Annotated in this window: 22 protein-coding genes; 15 read left to right on the forward strand and 7 right to left on the reverse strand. The window is 62.5% G+C overall.

Annotated features, from left to right (window positions below; translation table 11 throughout):
- Window positions 1-7 precede the first annotated feature (7 nt).
- Both RA25_RS14295 and RA25_RS14300 read right to left on the reverse strand, forming a co-directional pair.
- Complete coding sequence (locus tag RA25_RS14295) at window positions 8-310, reverse strand: antibiotic biosynthesis monooxygenase family protein (RefSeq protein ID WP_029204658.1); 303 nt, start codon at window positions 308-310, stop codon at window positions 8-10.
- A gap of 127 nt (window positions 311-437) precedes the next feature.
- Window positions 438-1,349 (reverse strand): pirin family protein, encoded by a 912-nt coding sequence (locus RA25_RS14300; RefSeq protein WP_019294752.1) that lies wholly within the window; start codon window positions 1,347-1,349, stop codon window positions 438-440.
- A 215-nt stretch (window positions 1,350-1,564) separates the two neighbouring features.
- Here RA25_RS14300 and RA25_RS14305 point away from each other — a divergent pair, with 215 nt between their 5' ends.
- Window positions 1,565-2,752, forward strand: a complete 1,188-nt coding sequence (locus RA25_RS14305) for an adenylate/guanylate cyclase domain-containing protein (protein WP_039149975.1) — start codon at window positions 1,565-1,567, stop codon at window positions 2,750-2,752.
- Window positions 2,753-2,823: 71 nt separating this feature from the next.
- Here RA25_RS14305 and RA25_RS14310 read toward each other — a convergent pair whose 3' ends face one another.
- Both RA25_RS14310 and RA25_RS14315 read right to left on the reverse strand, forming a co-directional pair.
- Window positions 2,824-3,996, reverse strand: a complete 1,173-nt coding sequence (locus tag RA25_RS14310) for a 4Fe-4S double cluster binding domain-containing protein (protein ID WP_039173373.1) — start codon at window positions 3,994-3,996, stop codon at window positions 2,824-2,826.
- A gap of 53 nt (window positions 3,997-4,049) precedes the next feature.
- Window positions 4,050-4,925, reverse strand: coding sequence for a LysR family transcriptional regulator (locus RA25_RS14315; RefSeq protein WP_039173376.1), 876 nt, complete (start codon window positions 4,923-4,925; stop codon window positions 4,050-4,052).
- A gap of 121 nt (window positions 4,926-5,046) precedes the next feature.
- On the opposite strand from RA25_RS14315, the gene RA25_RS14320 reads away from it, so the two are divergent.
- Window positions 5,047-6,003, forward strand: coding sequence for an NAD(P)-dependent oxidoreductase (locus RA25_RS14320; RefSeq protein WP_029204657.1), 957 nt, complete (start codon window positions 5,047-5,049; stop codon window positions 6,001-6,003).
- A 104-nt stretch (window positions 6,004-6,107) separates the two neighbouring features.
- Window positions 6,108-6,584, forward strand: coding sequence for a hypothetical protein (locus RA25_RS14325; protein ID WP_029204656.1), 477 nt, complete (start codon window positions 6,108-6,110; stop codon window positions 6,582-6,584).
- A gap of 20 nt (window positions 6,585-6,604) precedes the next feature.
- Here the strand turns inward: RA25_RS14325 and RA25_RS14330 are convergent, their stop codons facing one another.
- From RA25_RS14330 to RA25_RS14340, 3 genes are read right to left on the reverse strand one after another with little or no spacing between them, the layout of a single operon-like run.
- Window positions 6,605-7,237 carry a TadE/TadG family type IV pilus assembly protein gene (locus RA25_RS14330; RefSeq protein WP_019294746.1) on the reverse strand — a complete coding sequence of 211 codons (633 nt, stop codon included), beginning with the start codon at window positions 7,235-7,237 and terminating at the stop codon, window positions 6,605-6,607.
- A 4-nt stretch (window positions 7,238-7,241) separates the two neighbouring features.
- Complete coding sequence (locus tag RA25_RS14335) at window positions 7,242-7,778, reverse strand: TadE/TadG family type IV pilus assembly protein (RefSeq protein WP_019294745.1); 537 nt, start codon at window positions 7,776-7,778, stop codon at window positions 7,242-7,244.
- A complete protein-coding gene (locus RA25_RS14340; RefSeq protein ID WP_029204654.1) occupies window positions 7,775-9,400 on the reverse strand; it encodes a TadE/TadG family type IV pilus assembly protein in 1,626 nt (541 codons plus the stop codon). Before RA25_RS14340 ends, RA25_RS14335 begins: the two co-directional genes overlap by 4 nt.
- A gap of 336 nt (window positions 9,401-9,736) precedes the next feature.
- Between RA25_RS14340 and RA25_RS14345 the strand changes: the two genes are divergently transcribed.
- From RA25_RS14345 to RA25_RS14400, 12 genes are all read left to right on the forward strand, one after another.
- The gene (locus RA25_RS14345) at window positions 9,737-11,167 is read left to right on the forward strand and encodes a Glu/Leu/Phe/Val family dehydrogenase (RefSeq protein WP_039173379.1); all 1,431 of its coding nucleotides are present in this window, start codon (window positions 9,737-9,739) and stop codon (window positions 11,165-11,167) included.
- 267 nt (window positions 11,168-11,434) lie between these two features.
- Window positions 11,435-12,688, forward strand: coding sequence for a sarcosine oxidase subunit beta family protein (locus RA25_RS14350; RefSeq protein ID WP_039173381.1), 1,254 nt, complete (start codon window positions 11,435-11,437; stop codon window positions 12,686-12,688).
- A 66-nt stretch (window positions 12,689-12,754) separates the two neighbouring features.
- On the forward strand, window positions 12,755-13,024 hold the full coding sequence (locus tag RA25_RS14355; RefSeq protein ID WP_039173384.1) for a sarcosine oxidase subunit delta: 270 nt from the start codon (window positions 12,755-12,757) through the stop codon (window positions 13,022-13,024).
- Complete coding sequence (locus tag RA25_RS14360) at window positions 13,021-15,966, forward strand: sarcosine oxidase subunit alpha family protein (protein WP_039173386.1); 2,946 nt, start codon at window positions 13,021-13,023, stop codon at window positions 15,964-15,966. The genes RA25_RS14355 and RA25_RS14360 overlap by 4 nt, the downstream gene beginning before the upstream one ends.
- Window positions 15,959-16,504, forward strand: a complete 546-nt coding sequence (locus tag RA25_RS14365; RefSeq protein ID WP_039173389.1) for a sarcosine oxidase subunit gamma — start codon at window positions 15,959-15,961, stop codon at window positions 16,502-16,504. The genes RA25_RS14360 and RA25_RS14365 overlap by 8 nt, the downstream gene beginning before the upstream one ends.
- Window positions 16,505-16,541: 37 nt before the next feature.
- Complete coding sequence (locus RA25_RS14370) at window positions 16,542-16,880, forward strand: hypothetical protein (protein WP_019294738.1); 339 nt, start codon at window positions 16,542-16,544, stop codon at window positions 16,878-16,880.
- 1 nt (window position 16,881) lies between these two features.
- Complete coding sequence (dnaG, locus tag RA25_RS14375; RefSeq protein ID WP_039173392.1) at window positions 16,882-18,873, forward strand: DNA primase; 1,992 nt, start codon at window positions 16,882-16,884, stop codon at window positions 18,871-18,873.
- Window positions 18,874-19,004: 131 nt separating this feature from the next.
- Window positions 19,005-20,990: an RNA polymerase sigma factor RpoD gene (gene rpoD, locus RA25_RS14380; protein WP_039173395.1), complete on the forward strand. Its 1,986-nt coding sequence runs from the start codon at window positions 19,005-19,007 to the stop codon at window positions 20,988-20,990.
- A gap of 62 nt (window positions 20,991-21,052) precedes the next feature.
- A complete protein-coding gene (locus RA25_RS14385; protein WP_039149945.1) occupies window positions 21,053-21,538 on the forward strand; it encodes a hypothetical protein in 486 nt (161 codons plus the stop codon).
- Window positions 21,539-21,967: a thiol-disulfide oxidoreductase DCC family protein gene (locus RA25_RS14390; RefSeq protein WP_039149943.1), complete on the forward strand. Its 429-nt coding sequence runs from the start codon at window positions 21,539-21,541 to the stop codon at window positions 21,965-21,967.
- A gap of 56 nt (window positions 21,968-22,023) precedes the next feature.
- Window positions 22,024-22,509 carry a DUF4166 domain-containing protein gene (locus RA25_RS14395; RefSeq protein ID WP_241477420.1) on the forward strand — a complete coding sequence of 162 codons (486 nt, stop codon included), beginning with the start codon at window positions 22,024-22,026 and terminating at the stop codon, window positions 22,507-22,509.
- Window positions 22,510-22,593: 84 nt separating this feature from the next.
- Window positions 22,594-22,890, forward strand: a complete 297-nt coding sequence (locus RA25_RS14400; RefSeq protein WP_019294732.1) for a hypothetical protein — start codon at window positions 22,594-22,596, stop codon at window positions 22,888-22,890.
- Window positions 22,891-22,897 lie beyond the last annotated feature (7 nt).

The raw sequence follows: 22,897 nt of genomic DNA on the forward strand, positions 1-22,897 counted from the left end.
CGGCCGGTCAGCTCAGCAGCCCGATCATGTCGTAGTGGTCAATCTGGCGGCTGAGCACCATCGGGTCCTCTTCGGGCAGCACATGCGGCTGTTCCCAGTCCTCACCCGCAAAGGCCTGCAGCGCCTCGACGCTTTCCCAAACCATCACCACGCAGAATGTGGCGGGGGATTCGGGCCGCGGCAGCCCTGCGGTGACCGACACAAGACCAGGCTGGCGCCGCACATGCGGCACAGCCGTATCGGTCAGAAAGGCCTTGAAGTCCTGGATCTTGTCGTCGCGGACGGTGGCACGGAACACCCGGATTATCATCACTCCCCCCATCGGTCTTTGGACGGGGGGAGTATAGCACATCAGGAGATCGTTTGGCGTGCCGATGCGCTCAGTGCGCGGGCATGTTGCGCCGTGCACAGGGAAAAGTGGGCACCGGTTTTCCCGTTCAGTGCGCGGGCTTGATAAATGTGCCGTTGCGCAGGTCACGGAAGGCCTGGTGCAGTTCGGCCTGGGTGTTCATCACGATCGGTCCGTGCCAGGCCACCGGCTCATTGATCGGCGCGCCGGAGATCAGCAGGAAGCGCACGCCTTCGGGGCCTGCCTGCACGGTGATTTCATCGCCGGTGCCGAAACGGATCAGGGTGCGGTCGCCGGACAGGTCGCGAATGTTGACCTCCTGGCCTGCGACTTCCTTCTCCAGCAGCACGCCCTGGGGTGCGGAGGCATCTGCAAAGGCAGCTTCACCTTCGAACACATAGGCAAAGGCCCGGCGGTAGGTGTCGATCGGGAGGGTCTTTTTCACGCCTGCCGGGATGAAGACGTCCAGATACTGCGGGTCGGCGGCGATTCCATCGACCAGCCCGCGCTTGCCCCAGAAGTCGCCGGCAATCACTTTCACCCGGGTGCCGTCATCGTCGGTGATCTCGGGGATTTCAGTGCCCTTGATGTCCTGGTAGCGCGGCGCGGTCATCTTCTGGCTGGCGGGCAGGTTGCCCCACAGCTGGAAGCCGTGCATCTGGCCCTTGGCATTGCCCGCGGGCATCTCCTGATGCAGGATGCCCGAGCCTGCGGTCATCCATTGCACGTCGCCGGCGCCCAGGGTGCCCTCGTTGCCCAGCGAGTCGCCGTGATCCACCGTGCCTGCCAGCACATAGGTGATGGTCTCGATGCCGCGGTGCGGATGCCAGGGGAAGCCGCGCAGATAGTCCTCCGGGTTTTCATTTCGGAAATCGTCAAACAGCAGGAACGGGTCCAGTTCCGACGGGTCCTGAAAGCCGAAGGCGCGGTGCAGTTTGACGCCCGCGCCCTCGGTATGGGGCTGGGCGGCGCGGGTTTCGAGAATGGGTCTGAGGGACATTTCCTGTCTCCTGTGAACGGTGTGTGCCGCTAAGATAGGGTGTGTGCAGCCCTGCGGAAACGGGCCGCAACTCACGCGCTTTGTGCGCAGGTGCACAGAGCTGTCAGCAGCCCGCAGGGCTGCCCGGCCCAACGGGACGCAGGTGCCGCAGGCGCCAAGGACGGGCGGGAGCTTCCCTGTTGCCGGGTGCCGCGCCGGCAAGATAGCCTTGCGGCATGACAGATGCCACGGATCTCATTCTGGGCCTGCGGCCGGACCGGCGCGACGCTGCGCTGCGCCTGATCAATTACATGCTGGGCGAGGGGCGGTCGGCTGCGGACCCCGATCAGGTGCTGGCACAGATGTGCAGCCTGATCCGCGCCGCAGGCCTTCCGCTGCAGCGGGCGGCCTCCATCGTCCAGCTGCTGCATGCCGAGGCGGTGGCAAGCGCACGGTTCTGGGAGCATGGCAAAGGCACCCGCAGCGAGCTGTTTCCCTTCAATGAGGACAGCGGCGATGGCTATGCGCGCTCCCCCGCTGCCGATGTGCACAGCACCGGGGAGTGGGTTGTGCTTTGGCTGCCGGACACACCGGACGAAAGGTACGGGATCGTTCCGGATCTGAAGGCGGAGGGGTATACCCATTACATCATGGCGCCGGTGTTCATGGCGATTGGCACTGCCGGCATTTTCAGCTTTGCGACCCAATCCCTTCAGGGGTTTTCGGAGGATGACCTGCTGTTCCTGCGCGCCGTGTTTCCGGCGCTGGCAGCTTGCCAGGAAGTGCTGGCCACTGCCCGCGCCATGCAGGAGGTGCTGCGGATTTACGTCGGCGAGGAGCCGCAGCGGCGGATCTTGTCCGGCGATGTGCACCGGGGCGAGGTGATGCGGATTCGCTCTGCCATCCTGTTTGCCGACATGCGCCGGTTCACGGAACTGACTGCAAGCATGAGCGCCGAGGAAGCCACCGGGCTGCTCAATGCCTATTACGACTGCATCGTGCCGCCGGTGGAGGCGGCGGGCGGAGAGGTGCTGAAATTGATCGGCGATGGCATCCTGGCGGTGTTTCGCGCCGGGGAGGACGGGGCGCAGACCTGTATTCAGGCGCTTGCCGCCGCCCGGGAAGGCCTTGCGCGGGTCGCCGCCCGTTCTGACCCGCCGCAGTTCGAGGTTGGCGCCGCACTGCACTTCGGCGAGGTGGCATTTGGCAACGTGGGATCGGGGATGCGGCTGGATTACACAGTGATCGGCCGCGACGTGAACCTGGCTGCGCGGGTGGCTGAGCTGTGCGGAGCAAAGGATGAGCGTTTGCTGGTGTCGTCCGAGTTCCGGGAGCGGGCGGGACTTGAGGGGCGGTCGCTGGGAGAACAGCGGCTGAAGGGGCTGCAGGCACCGGAGGAGGTGTTTGCGGTTGCGCTGGAGTGAGCGCGGTCTGGGAGTTCGTCAAAGGGCGTTGCCTGTCGGGCGGGCAGGCCAGCGCGGCCCGTGCAATGATTTCAGGCTTCGTTCCACCACTCCGCCGGTTTGCGCCGCTGCCCGTGTTTCCCTGCCAGCCGCAGTGCGAGCTTGCGCAGCGGGCCAAGCGCCAGTTTCAGCCACAGCCGGTTGCGCCGTTTGGAATAGTCGCGGTTGAACGGGCAGACCCGCATGCAGATGGCGCAGTCAGAAGCCATCTTGGCCCAGAAGGAAAAGCATTTCTCGGCATCCGAGGTCCATTTCCGGACCCCCTTAATCGCCGAGACATTGACAGTTTCCGTTGAGGGCGGACCGTAGGGTAGCGCCTTCACCGGGCAGGCGTCGGCGCATTTGGTGCAGATATCGCAGAACGCCCTCACCCCTAGCGGCTGCGGAGCGTCGTGCGCCAGCGGCAGGCTGGTAAAGATTTTTGAAAACCTGAGGCGCGGCCCGAACTCCGGGGTGATCACCATCTGGTTGCGGGCGTATTCGCCCAGCCCCGCCTTCACGGCGTAGGGGATCACCAGGCCGGTATCGTTCATCGACGGCACCGCCTCATAGCCCAGGTTGCGGATATAGGCGGCAAGCTGCATCACGATGGACGCCTCGTGGCTGTATTCCCGCCCCGTCGCAGCGCCTGCCAGCGCCGAGGGGTAGGTGGCAACCAGCTCCTTGTCCATCTCATGGCCCAGCACGATCACGCTGGTCAGCCCGTCTGGCAGATCATGCGGCGCTTCGGACATGTCGCGGGCATCGACGCGGGTGGTGTAAAGCCAGCGTTCATCCAGATCGGTGATACCGCAGAGGTTGGCACCGAAGAATTTGGCGATGCGCTTCACCTCGGCGGACATCTTTGCCGGGTCGTCGATCTCCAGGGCGTCCTTGGCCACCGGAGTGTCCGGGCGGATGGCGGCCTGGAACCCTTCGCGAATGCCATCCGGCGCCCGGCGGGAGGAGACCACGTCGGAAATCAGCCACGCCGCGTTGCGCAGGGCGAAGTCGCGCTGTGTAAACCCGTCGCCGCGCCGGGGCGCCGCTTCCATCCGGTAGGAGGAGAAGAATTTCGCCGTGTGCTTGGATTTCACGCGGTCATCCCAGAACGCACGGGTGAAGATGTCGTTGCGCTGCGTGAACCGTTCGAAATCATCGGTGACGTCGATTCCTGCGGCTGCGTCGCCATCGCGCTGGGGCGGGGTGTTCTGGGGCCAAGGCATGGGCGGACGCTAACGGGCTGTCCGCTTTCCGGCAAGGGCCGCGGCGCAGGCGATCAACTGAACAAGGAGACAACCCAATCGCGCACCATGGCGGCCTCAGCGCTGTTGGGGGCTTCGCCTGCGGCGGGCATCAGGTAGTGGCCCTGGCCCATCGGGATCTCCGCGCCGGCAACTGGCGCCAGCCGGCCCAGCGAAAGCGGCAGTTCGGCGTAGCGGCGCATCAGCATAGCCACGCCGGCGCCAGAGGCTGCCATCTCAATCGCCGCCAATGAAGTATCGACATAGAGAGGTGCGGAGCGGTCCTTGAGCGGAACACCCGTCTGTTCGGACAGGCGCAGCCAGTGATCCTGGTAGCCGTGGATGTGAATCAGTGTCTGGCCGAACAGCTGGTCAACCGAGTGCAGTTCAGCCGCCAGCTGAGGCAGGGCGACCGGAATGACGCTTTCGGCGGAGAGCAAATGCGCGCGGCGGTCGAACCAGCCCGACGGCCCCAGCCGCAGGTCGATATCCACATCCTCATCCTGGGTGCTGTCTGCCCAGACGGCAGAGATCAGCCGGATGCGGATATGCGGGTGGGCGGCATGGAAGGCTCCCAGCCGCGGGGCCACCCACAGGACCGCGGTGGAAACCGGTGCCCGAAGGGTCACGGTCCGTGTCTGCGCATGCCCCAGCAGCCCGCGGGTGGAATAGGCGATATCGGTCAGCGCCTGCGCCACCGAAGGATAATAGGCATGGCCCAGCTGCGTCAGCTCCAGATGCCGGGCGCGGCGGAGGAACAGGGTGATGCCAAAGCTTTTCTCCAGGCTGCGCACCTGGTGGCTGACAGCGGCCTGGGTGAGACCCAGTTCTTCCGCCGCGGCAGTGAAGCTTTGCAGGCGGGCGGCGGCCTCAAAGGCGCGCAACCAGACCAGATTGGGCAGATCAGACATTAGCGTTGCAAAAATTCTTGGGGTCAGGTCGCGTTATTATTCGTTTTTGTTTTGGCTCAGGTCAAGCTAGCCCTTTTGCAAGCGATTACCCCGGGAGGAGATACGGGACATGAAAACGGATATGAAGATCGGCTTCATCGGCCTCGGCAATGTTGGCGGCAAACTGGCAGGCAGCCTGGTGCGCAACGGGCTGGATGTGGCAGTGCATGACCTGGATGCGGCGCTGGTTGAAACATTCGTGGCGCGCGGCGCCAAGGCAGGCGGCAGCCCGGCGCAGATGATGCAGGACTGTGATGCGGTGATCACCTGTCTGCCCAGCCCGGCGGCCTCGGATGCGGTGGTCTCCGAAATGCTGCCGCATGTGACCCCCGGTAAGATCTGGATGGAAATGTCGACCACCGATGTGGCAGAGGTGAAGCGCCTCGGAGCCCTGATCGTCGAGCGCGGCGGCGAGGCTGTTGACTGCCCGGTCTCCGGCGGCTGCCACCGGGCCGATACCGGCAATATCTCGATCTATGCGGGCTGCGAGCGTGCCACCTTCGACCGCATCCTGCCGATCCTGACCACCATGGGCCGCCGGATTCTGCATGTGGGGGAGATCGGCAATTCCTCGACCCTGAAGGTGATGACCAACTACCTGGCCAATCTGAACTTGCTGGCGGTTATGGAAGCGCTGACGGTGATGAAGGCCTGCGGCATGGATCTGGGCATGACGTTCGAGGCGATCTCGATGTCTTCCGGAACCTCCTTTGCGCATGAGACCGAAAGCCAGCTGATCCTGTCAGGCTCGCGCGATGTGAATTTCACCATGGATCTGGTGATGAAGGATATCGGGTTGTTCCAGACCCTGGCCGACCGGCACAACGTGCCGCTGGAACTGTCGCCCCTGATGATCGAGATGATGAAGGACGGCCAGCGCCGCTATGGCGAGCGGGCGCAGTCCGACCGGATGATCGAACGCCTGGAAGAAGCCACCGGCCTGTCGATCACCGCACCGGGCTTCCCGCAGGAGCTGATCGACGATGAACCGGAAGAGCCGGGCTATGAGGTAGTCGTGCGCCGCGCTGCTGCGGAATAAGTTTCCCCAAACGGCACGGCTGCAGTCAGCCCCCGGTGCGCCGGGGGCTGTTTTCTTTTGCCGATCCGGTCTATGCCCGGCTGAGCAGCATAGGGGAGCAGCGGATGAGCAAGGAAGTTCTGGCCACAATCGAGGCCTCGGCCAGCCGGCGTGTGATGGGAACGGTGATGCTGGGTTTGACCGGCTGCCTGCTGGTCTATGTCGCCTTTGCGGCCCCGCCGTCGCCGGCCTGGCTGGTGTTCCTGGTGGTGGTCGGCGCCGCTGCGCTGTGGCTGGCTGTGCGGATGTGGCAGGCCACGGTGCACCGGATCGAGCTGACGGCAGAGGAACTGCGCTGTTCTGACGGCCAGGTGATTGCGCGGGTGGCGGATATCGAAACCATCGACCGCGGCTTTTTTGCCTTCAAACCGTCCAACGGGTTCCTGATCCGCACCGGCACCCAAGGAAGCAGGGCCTGGATGCCCGGGTTGTGGTGGCGGTCCGGCCGCCGGATTGGCATCGGCGGGGTAACGCCCGGCTCGCAGGGCAAGGCGATGTCGGAAATTCTGGCCGCGATGCTGGTGCAGCGCGGCCAGGGGTGATTGTTCGCTCAGATGGCTGATCAGGCGGGCGGCGAAACCTTTTCGGCGTCGTCGTTGTGGTTGTTGCCATTGCCCTTGTCCTCGACAAAGACCACTTGCGGTGCAAAGCGCGGACGGGTGAAGACGAAGTTCTGCACGTCCAGTTTGGGCAGGCCGACGTTGAAGACCGGGTCGACCTCGTTCCAGGTCTCCACCAGGATCACGCGTTCTTGATCCGGCATGGTCGGCAGGTGTGCCTCGACATTGCTGATCGACCCGTCGTCCCATTCCGAAAAGGCGGACCCGCGGACCTTGGACCAGTCGACGTAGTAGCGCTGGTCATCTTCATCCCAGCGGACCACCGAAATCCGTGTCGAGAACTGCGAGTCGGCACGGACCAGTTCGCCGGCAAGCATGTGCATGCTGTCGATGTAGGTCTCGTTCACATAGTTGGTCTCACGCGAGATGAGGTCCGAGATCGTGTAGGCGGCCTTCAGGTTGATGCTCTCCTGCCGGAAAGCGTCAAAGAAAGTATAAACGGCGGCAAACAGACCCAGCAGCAATGGTGCGTAGACGGCGAATTCAAGAGCGACGTTGCCTTGGGTGTCTTCGGCGAATTTGCGCAGCGGCCGGGGTGTGCGGCCGGGCAGGCGGCGGGACAGAAAGGTCAGCATGGCGTTACCTCGGTTCCTGGACAAATGCGGAAGATGCGATCAGCTGGACGCGGCCGTCTGCATCTTTGTGAAGGTTTTTCCCAAGTCCCCAGGTCGGGAACAGCGGATCAAACTTCATGCAGGCCCGGACGAACATCAGTTCATTGGACTGGCCGTTTTCGAAGGTGCGGACCGGCTGAACCTCTTCGACAAGGTTCGTGCAATCCGGCGTCTGGTCGATCGAAGCCATGTTGAACGGGTCGAGGCGGATCATTTCCAGGCGCAGGGACGTCGAACATTCCTGAATAAAGCCGGAGCGGTCGCAGATCGCATTGCGCAGCGCGTCGTGCTGCATGTCAGCGCCGGTGCTGAGACGGATGTCGCGGACGGTCTGGTCCAGCGCGCGTTCCAGCTGTGAGTGGCGCAGATTGATCATGCCCAGTTCGATGGTGGACATCAGGATCAGAAGGAAGCCGGGGATGACGAGGGCAAACTCCAGCGAAGCATTGCCATCCTCACGAAGCCGGAACCGGCGCAGGGCGGTTTGGATACGGTTTTTCATTGGGTGAGCCTCAGCTGACGGATAGAAGTCGCGATTGACGAGAAGGCGTCGGTGATCTCCAGGCCTTCCACATCAAAGAAGTGAGCGGGCGAGCTGGCGCAGTCCTCGAGCACCTTGATGCCGCCGGACGGAGCCTCAAAGCCGACCGAATACACAATCACGCCCTGGTCCTTGGTGATGTCGCACATGGTCTTGGTGTGCTGGTCCTTGGCGACGCGGTTGTGGAAATAACGGCCTGCGTTAAACCAGTCGGCCCAGGCGCTGCTGCTGAACTCGTAGATGTAGCGCGCAATCCAGGCCAGGGAGGCACGGGCGTGCAGCTCCGGATAGGTCAGGCGGACGGAGGACCCTTCTTCGCTATTAGTTGTGCAGCTGTAGTAGTCGCAGGTCTCATAGGTGCCTTCGCCGTAGGGGTGGTCTTCCCAGCGGTTCATATGCTCCCAGTAATAGTTCTTCTCGCCGTTGGAGTGGTAGACGGAATAGGCATCCGCCGTCGCGTTGTACCACACGTCGGAGTCGCCTTCCCGGCGCGACGGGTTCACCATATACTGGTTGGTGTTCTGGCCGTCGGACATCAGGACGATGATCTTCAGCGTGTCTCCGCTGCCGTAGTCGGTCGGCCGGTCGACAAAGGATGCGTCGATCACACCGTCGGCGATCAGGTCGTTCACAACGTCGCGTGCTGTCGGATCCAACAGGGCGCCGCCCCATTTCATGCCGATATCGATGGAGGTGTTGCCTCCCGCTGTCAGCTTGTCGATATGCGCGTGCAGCAGATCGGCATCGTTGGTCAGAGGCAGGATCTCAGAGCCTTCCCGGGTGGGGCAGACCGGCGAGGAGATCATGTTCTCCGAGTAGGTGAACGTGTCGAAATGCGCGGTGCGCTCCAGGTTTTCATCCCGGTCCAGCGTGTGTTTGCTGAACTGGTCCTTGATGAAGTTCACACAGTAGGAATAGTCGTGCTCCTGCGTGACGTTGGTGTATTTGCTGAGCAGGGCCTGCCCCGCATTCACCTGCGTGGCGTAGGGAATGATCGAAATCGACAGGTTGCTGGTGTCCGTGTTCTGGGTGATCTGATCCACGAATGTATGTGCCGCCGACTTGAGGTTGGTCAGGCGGTTGTTGCGGGACATTGAACCGGAAATGTCGAGCACCATGGAGATTTCAACGGAGCCGATGGTCTCTTCGGCCCGCGAGTTGGCATAAACCGGGAGGTCGCCAACACCGGCAAACTTCAGCAGGTGCACTGGAAATGTTGCGTTGACCGTGCTTTCCACACTCTTGTAGCCCAAGGACTGCTGCACGTCCGGCGTCTGATAGTAGTCGGCCAGACCGGCTTTGGTGAGGTAGTCCTGAACCACAGCCGCGGGCTCCTGCTGCTGGTCAAGGTCGGCAGCAGCAAGCACCGCCCGGTCGAGGGTGTATTGCAGATTGGTGCGGTCGCGCTCCATCCGCATCAGGTCGACGCCGATGCCGCCGATGGCGAGCATAAGAAACAAGGTGCCGATCATCGGCTTTGCCAGAACGCCATCCTCTTCCCGCAGGAAGCCTTTAAGCTTGTCTCGACAGCGCAAAATGAGCGGATTGCTCAGCGCAGTGGAATTCTTATGGTGCATACTCATCTAAATACCCCCTTCCGGCTGGGGAACGTGCCAGCCCGGCTTCTGCAGCGGAATTCCATTAATTAATGCTTGGTAAAGTGGGCGGAATTGGGGCGGGAATTTGCCGAATTGCCTTCGATTGTAATGGTGCGGAATTCCAATCCCGCGTGATTCCGCGGGGTTGTGGCGCAGGGAGAGACAATCGCCTCCCCAGAAATAGCGAATCGACCGTCATATGCCGGTAAGCGATTCTTTTTGGCCGCAAATGGTCAAAAAGGTCGCACTCCTTAAGTAACTCTGCATAGAGTGAATCCATCATCGGCAGCGAGTCGATGTTTGATCACGGAGAAATTTTTCATGAGCAGCCGCACAGAGCCGAGCTTCCGCGAGAGCGTGGACCTGATGTTTAACCGGGCAGTGAAACTGATGGACCTGCCGCCGGGGCTGGAGGAGAAGATCAGGGTTTGCAACGCGACCTACACGGTGCGCTTCGGCGTGCGCCTGCGCGGCGCCATGCATACGTTCACTGGCTACCGGTCGGTGCATTCGGAGCATATGGAGCCAGTGAAGGGCGGTATCCGCTATGCTACTGGCGTGAACCAGGACGAGGTCGAAGCGCTGGCGGCGCTGATGACCTATAAATGCGCTCTGGTGGAGGCCCCGTTCGGGGGCTCGAAGGGCGGTTTGTGCATTGATCCGCGCGAGTATGAAGAACATGAGCTGGAGCTGATCACCCGCCGCTTTGCCTATGAGCTGGCCAAGCGCGACCTGATCAACCCGTCGCAAAACGTGCCCGCGCCTGACATGGGCACAGGCGAGCGTGAGATGGCCTGGATCGCAGACCAGTACGCGCGGATGAACACCACCGACATCAACGCCAAGGCTTGCGTCACCGGCAAGCCGCTGAATGCCGGCGGCATTTCCGGCCGGGTTGAGGCAACAGGCCGCGGCGTGCAATACGCCCTGCGCGAGTTCTTCCGGTATGAGGAAGACAAGGCCGCAGCAGGATTGTCCGGCAAGCTGGATGGCAAGCGGGTCATTGTTCAGGGCCTCGGCAACGTGGGCTATCACGCGGCCAAGTTCCTGTCGGAAGAGGATGGCTCGCTGATTACCGGCATTATCGAACGGGACGGCGGCTTGCACAGCACTGATGGCCTGGACGTGGAGGCGGTGCGCAACTGGATTGTCAAACACGGCGGTGTGTCGGGTTACCCGGACGCGCAGTATGTCGAAGACGGCGCCGTGCTGCTGGAGGAAGAGTGCGATATCCTGATCCCGGCGGCACTGGAAGGGGTGATCAACCTCTCCAACGCCGAGCGCGTCAAGGCACCGCTGATCATTGAGGCTGCAAACGGTCCAGTGACCGCCGGTGCGGATGAGATTCTGCGCAAGAAGGGCTGCGTGATCATTCCGGACATGTATGCCAACGCGGGCGGTGTGACGGTGTCCTACTTCGAATGGGTCAAGAACCTCAGCCATATCCGCTTTGGCCGGATGCAGCGCCGTCAGGAGGAAGCGCGCCACCAGCTGGTGATCGATGAGCTGCAGCGTCTGGATGACGTGATGGGGAATACCTGGTCGATGTCGCCGGACTTCAAGGACAAGTACCTGAAGGGGGCGGGCGAGCTGGAGCTGGTGCGCTCCGGCCTGGATGACACCATGCGGGCGGCCTACCAGTCGATGCGCGAAGTCTGGCACAGCCGCGACGACGTGACTGATCTGCGTACCGCCGCCTATCTGGTGTCGATCGACAAGGTTGCCAAGAGCTATCACGCCAAGGGTCTCTGACCGCGCGCAAGGCCTGGCAAGGAGCAACGGGGCGGGGAGGAAACTCTCTGCCCCTTTTTTTGCGTCTAACCCGCATTGCGTCACCTGCCGTCGCAAATAGAACTAGACACAAGTGAATAGTTCGTGTGTTTTGCGGCAAAGCCATGCTGATGTGCAGCAACTTGAGCCTTGGGGCTAGGAGCAGCACGTGAAAGCGGGTAGCAATGCGGCCAAGGCCCGGACCAGATTTTGCCGGGCGGCGGAAGTGATTTGACGGGGAGGGACGACATGCGGTTTTCGGGCTGGCGTGTGCTTCGCGAGGGGCTCACCGGAAACAAGGGGTGGAAGCCCCATTGGCGGGATCCTGAACCCAAATCCGAATATGACGTGGTAATCATCGGCGGCGGTGGCCACGGGCTGGCAACGGCCTATTACCTCGCCAAGGAACACGGCATCACTAACGTTGCGGTGCTGGAGAAGGGCTATCTGGGCGGCGGCAACGTTGGTCGCAATACCACAATCGTGCGGGCGAATTACTATTTGCCGGGCAATTCTGAGTTCTATTCCCACTCGCTGAAACTTTGGGAAACCATGGAGCAGGACCTGAACTACAACGCGATGATGTCCCAGCGCGGCATTATCAACTTGTTCCACAACGACGGTCAGCGCGACGCTGCGGTGCGCCGGGGCAATTCCATCGTCAATCAGGGCGATGATGCCGAGATCCTGAACCGGGAGCGGGTGCGCGAGCTGGCACCTTTCCTGAACTTCGAGAACAACCGCTTCCCAATCATGGGCGGCCTGATGCAGCGCAGGGCCGGGACTGCGCGCCATGACGCGGTGGCCTGGGGCTATGCCCGCGGTGCTGACATGCGCGGGGTGGATCTGATCCAGAATTGCGAGGTCACCGGCATCGATATCGAGAACGGCAAAGTGGTGGGGGTGCAGACTGCTCGCGGCCCGATCCGCGCCAAGAAGGTCGCGCTGGCCGCGGCTGGCCGCTCAGGCCAGGTTGCGGCCATGGCGGGGCTGACGCTGCCGATCGAAAGCCATGTGCTGCAGGCCTTTGTCTCCGAAGGGCTGAAGCCGATCGTGGATCACGTGATCACCTTTGCCGAGGGGCATCTGTACATAAGCCAGTCGGACAAGGGCGGCATGGTGTTCGGCAGCTACCTGGATTTCTACAGCTCCTACGCGGCGCGGGGGAACCTGCCGATGGTGGAGCACACGATGGAGAGCTTTGTGGCGATGGTGCCGGCTCTCAGCAAGGCGCGGCTGTTGCGCAGCTGGGGCGGCATCATGGACATGACGCCGGACGGGTCGCCCATTATCGATCACTCACCGATTGACGGGCTCTACCTGAACTGCGGCTGGTGCTACGGCGGCTTCAAGGCGACGCCGGGCTCGGGCAGCGTTTATGCGCATCTGATCGCCACGGACCGCCCGCACGGGGCGGCCACGAAGTTCAAGCTCGACCGCTTCCGCAGCGGCGTTGGCCTGATGGATGAGGAGGGGACCGGTGCGCAGCATAATCTGCACTAAGCGTTTGAGGCGCGCCGGGGATGCCTCCGGCGGGAGTATTTTTGCAAAGATGAAGGAGCGCCGGTCATGAGAATTACCTGTCCGCTCTGCGGTGAGAGGGACCGCCGCGAATTCTATTACAAAGGCGCTGCACTTGTGCGCCCGGCTGAAGGCGAGGATCTGGACGCCTGGCATCAGTATGTGAACCTGCGGGAAAACCCGGCGGGACCGCTGGATGAGCTGTGGTATCACGAAATGGGCTGTAATGCCTGGCTGAAGGTCACCCGCGATACCGCGACGCATGAGATATTGGCGGTGCAGCTGGCCTCCGAGGCCGGGCTGGGAGGTGAAAAATGAGACTTCCCGGAAAAGGCTTGAACCAGGGTGCGAAGCCGATCACATTCGCCTTCAATGGCCGCCACATGATGGGGCTGGAGGGCGACACGCTGGCTTCGGCGCTGCTGGCAAACAGCACGCATCTGGTGGGGCGGTCCTTCAAGTACCACCGCCCGCGCGGAGTGCTGACCGCAGGCAGCGAAGAGCCGAACGCGCTAGTTACCATCGGTACCGGCGGCCAGCAGGACCCGAACGTGCGCGCCACCCAGCAGGAGCTGTTCGAGGGGCTGGAGGCGCGCAGCCAGAACTGCTGGCCCTCGGTCGAGCGCGACGTGATGGCGGTGAATGACCTGGCCGCGCCGTTCTTTGGCGCGGGTTTCTATTACAAGACCTTCATGTGGCCTGCGGCGTTCTGGGAAAAGATCTATGAGCCGATGATCCGCAATGCGGCAGGCCTTGGTGCGCTGTCGGGCGAGGCGGATCAGGACCGCTATGAGAAAGCCTTTGCCTTTTGCGACGTGCTGGTGATCGGCTCCGGTCCTGCGGGCCTGATGGCGGCGCTGACGGCTGGCCGGGCCGGGGCGGATGTGATCCTGGCGGAGGAAGACAGCCGTATGGGCGGCCGCCTGCTGGCAGAGCGCGAAGAGATCGGCGGCAAACCGGGCCATGCGTGGGCAGCAGAGGTGCTGGCCGAACTGGAGGCGATGGACAATGTACGGCTGATGAGCCGCACTGCCGTCACCGGTGCCTATGACCAGGGCACCTACGGTGCGCTGGAGCGGGTCTCGCACCACCTGCCACGGCGGCATTCGCTGAAGGGCAGCCACCTGCCGCGTGAATGCTTCTGGCGGATTGCGGCCAAACACGCGGTGCTGGCGGCGGGGGCCATCGAGCGCCCGGTGGCCTTCCGCAACAACGACCGGCCGGGCATCATGATGGCGGGTGCCGTGCGGGCCTATCTGAACCGCTGGGGAGTGGCGCCGGGCGAGAGGGTCACCGTCTTTGCCAACAACGATCAGGCGCACCGGACCGCGCGCGACCTGCATGACGCGGGTGTGCATATCGCGGCGGTGATCGACAGCCGCCACGAAGCACCGGATGGCGGCCCCTATCAGGTGATCAAGGGCGCACAGGTCTGTGACAGTGCCGGCCGCCAGCGGCTGGAGAGCATCACCGTGCGTTCGGTCAAGGGTGAGGAGAAGATCCAGACCGATTGTCTGGCGATGTCCGGCGGCTGGAACCCCTCGGTGCATCTGACCTGCCATTTGAACAGCCGTCCGGTGTGGAAGCGCGAGGCGCTGGCATTTGTGCCAAGTGAAGGCGCGGTGCCGGGCATGGTCACAGCGGGTGCCTGCAACGGCACCTTCTCCACCGCAGGCGCATTGCGCGACGGCGCGGAGGCTGCCGCCAAGGTGCTGGAGGCGCTGGGCCTGAAACCAGCTGCCGCCGATCTGCCGCAAGCAGAGGACGATCCTTACCGCATCGCCGCCCTATGGGCGGTGCCGGGCAAGGGGCGCGCCTGGCTCGACTTTCAGAACGATGTGACCGTCAAGGATGTGAAGCAGGCGGCCACCGAAAACTTCCGCTCCGTCGAGCACATGAAACGCTACACCACCCAAGGCATGGCGACCGATCAGGGCAAGAACTCCAACGTCGCGGCGCTGGCGGTGCTGGCGGATGCCACCGGGCGTACAATCCCGGAGACCGGCACCAGCACCTTCCGCCCGCCGTTTGTGCCGGTGTCTCTGGGCGCGATCGGGGCAGGAGCCACGGATGAGGGCTTTAAGCCGCAGCGCTTCCTGACCTCGCATGGGGAGAGCGAAACCCGCGGGGCGCATCAGCTGGAGGTGGGCCTGTGGTACCGCGCGGCCTATTTTCCGAAGCCGGGAGAAACCAACTGGCGCCAATCCTGCGACCGTGAGGTGACCCTGGTTCGCAAGGCTGTGGGCATCTGCGATGTCTCTACCCTGGGCAAGATTGACATTCAGGGCGCCGACGCGGGCAAGTTCCTCGATTTCCTCTACACCAACACCTTCAGCACGCTGAAGGTGGGCAAGGTCCGCTATGGGCTGATGCTGCGCGAGGACGGCTTTGTCATGGACGACGGCACCACCGCGCGGCTGGGCGAAAACCATTTCGTTATGACCACTACCACCGCCGCTGCAGGTCAGGTGATGGCGCATATGGAGTTCGTGTCGCAGGCGTTTTACCCGGAATGGGATGTGCGCTTCACCTCAGTAACGGAACAATGGGCGCAGTTTGCTGTAGCCGGACCGAAGTCGCAGGAATTACTGAACGGGCTGATCGACGAGGAGGTGAACCGCGAGACCTGGCCCTTCATGGCCTGCGGCGCGGCGACCGTGCTGGGCGTGAAGGGGCGGCTGTTCCGGATTTCCTTCTCGGGTGAGCACGCCTATGAGGTCGCAGTGCCTGCGCGTTATGGTGAGGCCCTGTTCCGCGAGTTGCTGAAGCGGGCGGAGGCGATGGGCGGCGGTGCCTATGGCATGGAGGCGCTCAATGTGCTTCGGATTGAGAAGGGGTTGATCACCCACGCAGAGATCAACGGTACCGTGACCGCCTTTGACCTGGGACTGCAGGGCATGATGTCCAAGAAGAAGGACTTCCTGGGCAAGGCCATGTCCGCCCGCGAAGGCCTGATAGCTGAGGACCGGATGCGCATGGTGGGGCTGAAACCCGTGGGGGCTGCCAAGGAGATCACCGCCGGTGCGCATCTGTTCACGCCGGGCGACCCGGTGGAGCGGATCTATGACCAGGGCTATGTCACCTCGGCCGGCTATTCGCCGACACTGGGGCACCCGATCGGGCTGGCTTTCCTCAAGGAAGGCCCGGACCGCATCGGCGAAACCGTGCGCCTGGTCGACCATATGCGCGGTGTGGATACGTTGTGCGAGGTTGTCTCGCCTGTGTTCTTTGACCCAGAGGGAGGGCGTGCCCGTGGCTGAACTGATAGCAAAAAGCCCCTGTGACAGGCTGCTGCCGGTAACCCTCGGCGGCATGAGCCTGACTGAAGAGCAGCCCGGCAGCATGTGGGTCCTGGCACCGTTCAAAGGGCAGGAGAAGGCGTTGAGCAAAGCCTTGGAAGCGGCCCACGGAATGGCTTTCCCGGCAGCGAACCGCTCAACCGGCAAGGCGGGCAGCCGGGCTGTCTGGTTCGGCCGGGACATGGCGCTGCTGATGGGGGTGGAACCCGACGCCAAGCTGGCCAAACATGCCGCCCTGACGGATCAGAGCGACGCCTGGGCTGTTGTCCGGCTTGACGGGGCTGGCGCCGAGGACGTCCTGGCGCGGCTGGTGCCGGTGGATTTGCGCCCCCAGGTTTTCAAACGCGGCCATACCGCGCGGACGGAGTTGAAGCACATGATGGCCTCGGTCACCCGCATTGGGCCGCAGGCGTTTCAGGTCATGGTGTTCCGTTCGATGGCGAAAACGCTTGTGCATGATTTGAAAACAGCCATGGAAGCCGTCACGGCACGGGGGTAACCTGCGGGGATCACCAACTGATTCCCGGAGCGCATCTATGATCCGCATCGCCTTTGCAGCCGCCTTGCTGGCGGCGCCGGCTTATGCTTCTGAAAGCAAAGAAGAAAGCTGCAAATACCAAGGCCAAGTCATGGCCGCGGTGCAGCAGGCGCGGTTGGACCGGGTGAAGCAGGAAGAGGTGGAACAGGTGATTCTGGACAGCAATCCGGAATGGCCCGATGCCTATTCCAATGCGATCCCGCAGCTGTCGCAGCATGTGTACGCAATGAAGCGGCGCGACCTGAAGAGCACCGATCTGGGTGCGCTGTTCGAACAGCAGTGCCTGCAGAACTGGGATCAGATTCAGGCGATGCAGAAACAGCTGAAGTCGAACTGATATGTCCCTGCCGCCCGGCTTTCTGGATGAACTGCGCACCCGCATCAGCATATCTGATGTTGTCGGGCGCAAAGTCATGTGGGACCAGCGCAAATCGCAGCCGGGCAAGGGCGACTATTGGGGACCGTGCCCGTTCCACCATGAAAAGACCGCCTCGTTTCACGTGGAAGACCGCAAGGGGTTTTATTACTGCTTCGGCTGCCACGCCAAGGGCGACGCACTGAAGTTTGTCCAGGAGACCGAGAACGTCGGCTTCATGGAGGCGGTGGAGATCCTGGCCGGTGAAGCGGGTATGGAGATGCCCAAGCGCGACCCGCGCGCGCAGGAAAAGCAGGACCGCCGCACGCTGTTGGCCGATGTCATGGAACAGGCGGTGCAGTTTTTCCGCCTGCAACTCAAGACCAGCGCCGCCCAGGACGCCCGCGCCTATCTGCAGCGGCGGGGCATGACAGCGCAGGCGCTGGACCGCTGGGAGATCGGCTTTGCCCCTGACGGCTGGCAGAACCTGTGGGATGCCTTGCGCGGCAAGAACGTGCCCGATGATCTGATCATCGGCGCCGGGCTGGCCAAACCCTCGAACAAGGGCGGCAAGCCTTATGACACCTTCCGCAACCGGATCATGTTTCCGATCCGCGATGCGCGCGGCAGGGCGATTGCCTTTGGCGGCCGGGCGATGGACCCGAATGACAACGCCAAGTACCTGAACTCGCCCGAGACTGAGCTGTTCGACAAGGGGCGCAGCCTTTACAATCACGGGCCCGCACGGGCGGCCTCCGGGCGCGGTTCCACGCTGGTTGTGGCTGAGGGCTACATGGATGTGATTGCGCTGGCAGAGGGCGGCTTTCAGTCTTCCGTGGCACCGCTCGGCACCGCGATCACCGAAAATCAGCTGCAGATGCTGTGGCGGATGTCGGATGAGCCGATCATCGCGCTGGATGGCGATACTGCGGGTCTGCGTGCGGCCATGCGGCTGATCGATCTGGCGCTGCCCCTGCTGGAGGCGGGCAAATCTCTGCGCTTTGCCATCATGCCGGAGGGCAAGGACCCCGACGACATGATCCGCAGCGAAGGCCCGGAAGCGGTGCAGGCGGTGCTGGACCGGGCGATCCCGATGGTCAAGCTGCTGTGGCAGCGCGAGACCGAGGGCAAGGTCTTTGACAGCCCGGAGCGCAAGGCGGCGCTCGACAAGAGCTTGCGGGAAAAGATCAAGCTGATCCGCGATCCCTCGATCCGCAAGCATTACGGCGAGGACGTCAAAGAGATGCGCTGGCAGCTGTTCCGAGGCAACCGGGACAGCGGCAGCTATCAGCAGAGGACCGGCAAGGGCGGCGGCTTCCGTGATGGCGCCCGCGCGCCATGGAAGCCGGGCAAGGGCTTTGGCCCGATCCCGCAGCCGCGGGCAACCACCCGGGCCTCGCTGGTGGCGGGTGCCAATGATGAATCCTTTGCCGCGATGCGTGAGGCGGTGATCCTGGCAACCGCTATCACCACACCGGAAGTGATCCCGGAGTTTGAGACCAGCCTCGAGCGCCTGCAATGCGCCGATCCGGATCTGGCGGCGCTGCGGGACATGGTGCTGCGCCATGGCATCAGCGCGCCGGAGCGGCTGCGTGAGGAAATCGACTGGTCTTTGGGCCCTCATGCCCTTGAAAACCTCTTTGCCCTTCGCCACGTTGCAATCATTCCCTGCCTGCGCAAACCCGGCGACACCGAATTGGCCAGCATGACCCTGGCCGAAGAACTCGCAAAACTCGAAGCGCTGCGCGGATTGGATGCGGAACTGGCGGAAGCCGAAGAGGATTTGCACGGGCTTGCGGATGAGGCGCTGACCTGGCGGCTGCGGCAGGCGGCAGAGGCCAAGAACAAGGCCGTGCGCAGCGAAAACGAGGACAAGGCGACGTATGACGTGGGCAAGAACGGTGCGCGGCTCAACCGGGATGAGCGCGATGCCTTCGGTGCCCTTTTGGACCGGATCGGCTTTTCCGAGAAGTAACACGCGGGGGTGATTCTGCGTTTTGCTAAGGAAGAGCACAGGAAAATTGGGTAAACGGGGTGACGAATCAGATGATCGCGCTAATGATTCGCTCAGCGAATCGCCCCGCAGCCCCTGAGTAGGAGCATTTAATGGCCGCCAAAGACACCGACGACCGCAAACCTGACGATCAGGACGCCGAAATCTCCCTTGATATGAGCCAGGCTCAGGTCAAGAAGATGATCGCGGAGGCCCGCGAGAAAGGCTACATCACCTACGATCAGCTCAATCAGGTTCTGCCGCCGGATCAGGTCAGCTCGGAACAGATCGAAGACGTGATGTCGATGCTCAGCGAAATGGGCATCAACATCATCGAGGACGAAGAGGCCGAGGAAGAAGAGAACAAGGGCACCACCGACCTTGTGACCACCGAAGGCCCGCGCGAGGTTGCGCTGGCCGGCGCCCAGACCGAGAAGCTGGACCGCACCGACGACCCGGTGCGCATGTACCTGCGCGAGATGGGCTCGGTTGAGCTGCTGAGCCGTGAAGGCGAGATCGCAATTGCGAAACGCATCGAGGCCGGCCGCAACACGATGATCCTGGGGCTGTGCGAAAGCCCGCTGACTTTCCAGGCAATCACAATCTGGCACGACGAACTCTTGTCTGAGGACATTCTTCTGCGCGACGTCATCGACCTGGAGGCCACTTTTGGCAACCAGATGGATGAGGACGGCGAAGAAGAGCCCGTTGTCGATACGTCCGCAGTGGCATCCGCCAAACCGGCCAAGGATGAAGGGCCGGAACTGGATGCGGACGGTAATCCGATTTCCCAGGATGACGACGATGACGACGACGATGATCAGGCCAACATGTCGCTGGCTGCTATGGAGGCTGCGCTCAAGGACCGGGTGCTGGTCACGCTGGAGCGGATCTCCACCGACTTCGCTGAACTGAGCGAAATGCAGGACAGCCGGATTTCGGCAACGCTGAACGAGGACGGCTCCTTCAGCACCGAGGATGAGGCGCGCTACCAGTCGCTGCGTTCTGAAATCGTCGAGTTAGTGAACGGCCTGCACCTGCACAACAACCGTATCGAGGCGCTGATCGACCAGCTTTATGGCATCAACCGCCGCGTCATGCAGATCGACAGCTCGATGGTGAAACTGGCAGACCAGGCCCGCATCAACCGGCGCGAGTTCGTGGACGCCTACCGCGGCCGCGAACTGGACCCGAACTGGTTGTCCGACATGGGCGAAAAGCCGGGCCGCGGCTGGCAGATGTTCATTGAACGCTCTACCGAAAAGGTTGAGGAACTGCGCGCTGATATGGCCCAGGTGGGCCAGTATGTCGGTCTGGACATCTCCGAATTCCGCCGCATCGTACAGCAGGTTCAGAAGGGCGAAAAAGAAGCCCGCCAGGCCAAGAAGGAAATGGTCGAGGCCAACCTGCGCCTGGTGATTTCGATTGCCAAGAAATACACCAACCGCGGTCTGCAGTTCCTGGATTTGATCCAAGAGGGTAACATCGGCCTGATGAAGGCGGTGGACAAGTTCGAATACCGCCGCGGCTACAAGTTCTCGACTTATGCAACATGGTGGATCCGCCAGGCCATCACCCGTTCGATCGCCGACCAGGCCCGCACCATCCGGATCCCGGTGCACATGATCGAGACCATCAACAAGCTGGTCCGCACCGGCCGCCAGATGCTGCACGAGATCGGCCGCGAGCCGACCCCGGAGGAACTGGCCGACAAGCTGCAGATGCCGCTGGAGAAGGTCCGCAAGGTGATGAAGATCGCCAAGGAGCCGATCTCGCTCGAAACCCCGATTGGGGACGAGGAGGACAGCCAGCTGGGCGATTTCATCGAGGACAAGAATGCTGTGCTGCCCCTGGACAGCGCCATTCAGGAGAACCTCAAGGAAACCACCACCCGGGTGCTTGCTTCGCTCACCCCGCGTGAGGAGCGGGTTCTGCGGATGCGTTTCGGCATCGGCATGAACACCGACCACACGCTGGAGGAGGTTGGCCAACAGTTCAGCGTGACCCGCGAACGGATCCGCCAGATCGAGGCAAAAGCTTTGCGGAAACTGAAGCACCCCAGCCGCTCGCGCAAGCTGCGCAGTTTCCTGGATCAGTAAGGTTTGGGCTGGTAGTGTTTCAGGGCGTCCCTTTGGGGCGCCCTTTTCTGTTTGGTGATTCCATGCGCGCGTATTTGACTGGATGTTTTCTGCTTGCAGCCAACGCCCTTCAGGCGTGCCCTGATGGGGCGACCACTCTGGTATCCTGCACATTGACAGGCGGTGCAAATTACTTGGAAACCTGCCTGCTGGGCAATTATGCAACCTTCGCGTTTGGTGACGCCGGAAAGAGGCCCGAGCTGTCCTTGGCCCGGCATGTGCGGGATGTGGATATGACTCCATGGCCGGGAATCGGGAACTCTATCTGGGAGGCTTTTGCCTTTGAAACCGAAGGATTTTCTTACACAGTCCACTACACGCTTGTTAAGGACCCTGGAGCCAGGGTTCCGCTGAGCGGAGGTGTCATTACCGCTAAGGACGGCCAAGTAGTGGCTCATATGCAATGCGATATCGGCAGTGTTATAGGTGCCGGCTATTCCCTGCCTTTGTTTGAGGCGAAAGAAGCAGCGGGCCAAGTCTATTCACTTGAAACCCGGAGCTGGCAGTAGATGGCCAGGGTGGCGGCTGGGGCCGACCTCATCGTCTTCGACGGCGAATGCGTGCTGTGTTCCGGCTTCTTCCGCTTCATGCTGCGCCATGACCGGGCCGGGCGGTTCTCCTTTGCCACTGCGCAGTCGCCGCTGGGGCAGCGGCTGTACCGCGAACTGGGTCTGCCTGCGGATGACTTCGAGACCAATCTGGTGATCGTTAACGGCCGCCCCTATCAGCGCCTTGATGCCTTTGCCGCGGCGATGCGGGCGCTGCCGTGGCCCTGGCGGGTCTTGTCGGTGTGCCGGTTTCTGCCATGGCGCCTGAAGGACGCGCTGTATTTCAGCGTTGCCCGCAACCGGTACCGTCTGTTTGGCCGGCACGACGTTTGCATGATACCCGGTCCCGAAGTCCGCGCCCGCTTTGCCAGTGGGGGCTACGCCGGGTGAGGGACGCCTTCGGGGAAATCATCGCTGCACATAAGCTGCATGTGCCGCCGGTTTTGATGCGGTTTCACACCGAACCGCCGGCGCGCAGTTTTGGTGTGGTCAGAGTTGAAGGCGGCAATCGCTGGGCGCGGCTGCTGGCCCGGCTGGCTGGTTTCCCGCCGCCAATGCCGCAATCCCGGTTCCGGCTGGATGTTGCGCAGCAGGGCAAGGGCCATATCTGGCGGCGGGTGTTCGGCAGGCATCAGACCCGGTCCCATCTGCGGTTCGACCCGCGCCGGGGCAGGGTGGTTGAGCGGTTCGGGGTGGTTGAGCTGGAACTTTCAGTCCGCGTGCAGCAGGGCGCTATGATGGTCTCAGTTGAGCAAGCCCGCTTGTTCGGGCTGCCTTTGCCGCGTGCGCTTTGCCCGGAAAGCGCTGCAATGGAATTCGAAACATCGCAGGGGCATCTTGGCTTCGACATCTCCGCCAGCCTGCCGCGGATCGGTCTTCTGGTGCGCTACACCGGCCACATAGCCCTGCCGGAATTGAACCTCAGACGTTAACCATTTGCTAACCCTGCCGTTGCCCGGGCGCGGTGCAGGCCGTAAACTTGCAGCATCCGCATTTGATTTCCGGGGGGGAAGATGATGTCTGCACATTCTGATCTGAACGGGGCGCTGGAAGCGCTGCAAGGCAAGCTCCAGTCGCTGAATGATCTGGTGCGCGCCAACCAGTTCATGGTTGAGGCAATGGCCGGGCAGGGCGACGCGCTGAAGCAAATGAGCAGCGGCCGCACCAAGGACATGTTGCGCCGCCAGGCCCGCGCGCAGTTCCATCCCGACACCGGGGCCGCTCCTGATGCTGCAGTACTGGCCATACTGGAGGAAGTGCTGGGCCATCAGGAAGAGAGTGCAGAGATCATTCCCTTCCCTGTCCGGGCCTGACCCCTTC

The sequence above is a fragment of the Leisingera sp. ANG-S5 genome (genome assembly GCF_000813925.1).
GTDB lineage: Bacteria > Pseudomonadota > Alphaproteobacteria > Rhodobacterales > Rhodobacteraceae > Leisingera.

Coding starts and splice junctions, on each gene's coding strand:
- RA25_RS14385 (WP_039149945.1), top strand. CDS start 21,053: ATGCGCGCGTATTTGACTGGATGTTTTCTGCTTGCAGCCAACGCCCTT.
- RA25_RS14400 (WP_019294732.1), top strand. CDS start 22,594: ATGTCTGCACATTCTGATCTGAACGGGGCGCTGGAAGCGCTGCAAGGC.
- RA25_RS14350 (WP_039173381.1), top strand. CDS start 11,435: ATGCGGTTTTCGGGCTGGCGTGTGCTTCGCGAGGGGCTCACCGGAAAC.
- RA25_RS14330 (WP_019294746.1), bottom strand. CDS start 7,237: ATGCTGACCTTTCTGTCCCGCCGCCTGCCCGGCCGCACACCCCGGCCG.
- RA25_RS14395 (WP_241477420.1), top strand. CDS start 22,024: ATGCGGTTTCACACCGAACCGCCGGCGCGCAGTTTTGGTGTGGTCAGA.
- RA25_RS14360 (WP_039173386.1), top strand. CDS start 13,021: ATGAGACTTCCCGGAAAAGGCTTGAACCAGGGTGCGAAGCCGATCACA.
- rpoD (WP_039173395.1), top strand. CDS start 19,005: ATGGCCGCCAAAGACACCGACGACCGCAAACCTGACGATCAGGACGCC.
- RA25_RS14345 (WP_039173379.1), top strand. CDS start 9,737: ATGAGCAGCCGCACAGAGCCGAGCTTCCGCGAGAGCGTGGACCTGATG.
- RA25_RS14355 (WP_039173384.1), top strand. CDS start 12,755: ATGAGAATTACCTGTCCGCTCTGCGGTGAGAGGGACCGCCGCGAATTC.
- RA25_RS14370 (WP_019294738.1), top strand. CDS start 16,542: ATGATCCGCATCGCCTTTGCAGCCGCCTTGCTGGCGGCGCCGGCTTAT.
- RA25_RS14305 (WP_039149975.1), top strand. CDS start 1,565: ATGACAGATGCCACGGATCTCATTCTGGGCCTGCGGCCGGACCGGCGC.
- RA25_RS14310 (WP_039173373.1), bottom strand. CDS start 3,996: ATGCCTTGGCCCCAGAACACCCCGCCCCAGCGCGATGGCGACGCAGCC.
- RA25_RS14295 (WP_029204658.1), bottom strand. CDS start 310: ATGATAATCCGGGTGTTCCGTGCCACCGTCCGCGACGACAAGATCCAG.
- RA25_RS14335 (WP_019294745.1), bottom strand. CDS start 7,778: ATGAAAAACCGTATCCAAACCGCCCTGCGCCGGTTCCGGCTTCGTGAG.
- RA25_RS14320 (WP_029204657.1), top strand. CDS start 5,047: ATGAAGATCGGCTTCATCGGCCTCGGCAATGTTGGCGGCAAACTGGCA.
- RA25_RS14390 (WP_039149943.1), top strand. CDS start 21,539: ATGGCCAGGGTGGCGGCTGGGGCCGACCTCATCGTCTTCGACGGCGAA.
- RA25_RS14315 (WP_039173376.1), bottom strand. CDS start 4,925: ATGTCTGATCTGCCCAATCTGGTCTGGTTGCGCGCCTTTGAGGCCGCC.
- dnaG (WP_039173392.1), top strand. CDS start 16,882: ATGTCCCTGCCGCCCGGCTTTCTGGATGAACTGCGCACCCGCATCAGC.
- RA25_RS14340 (WP_029204654.1), bottom strand. CDS start 9,400: ATGAGTATGCACCATAAGAATTCCACTGCGCTGAGCAATCCGCTCATT.
- RA25_RS14325 (WP_029204656.1), top strand. CDS start 6,108: ATGAGCAAGGAAGTTCTGGCCACAATCGAGGCCTCGGCCAGCCGGCGT.
- RA25_RS14300 (WP_019294752.1), bottom strand. CDS start 1,349: ATGTCCCTCAGACCCATTCTCGAAACCCGCGCCGCCCAGCCCCATACC.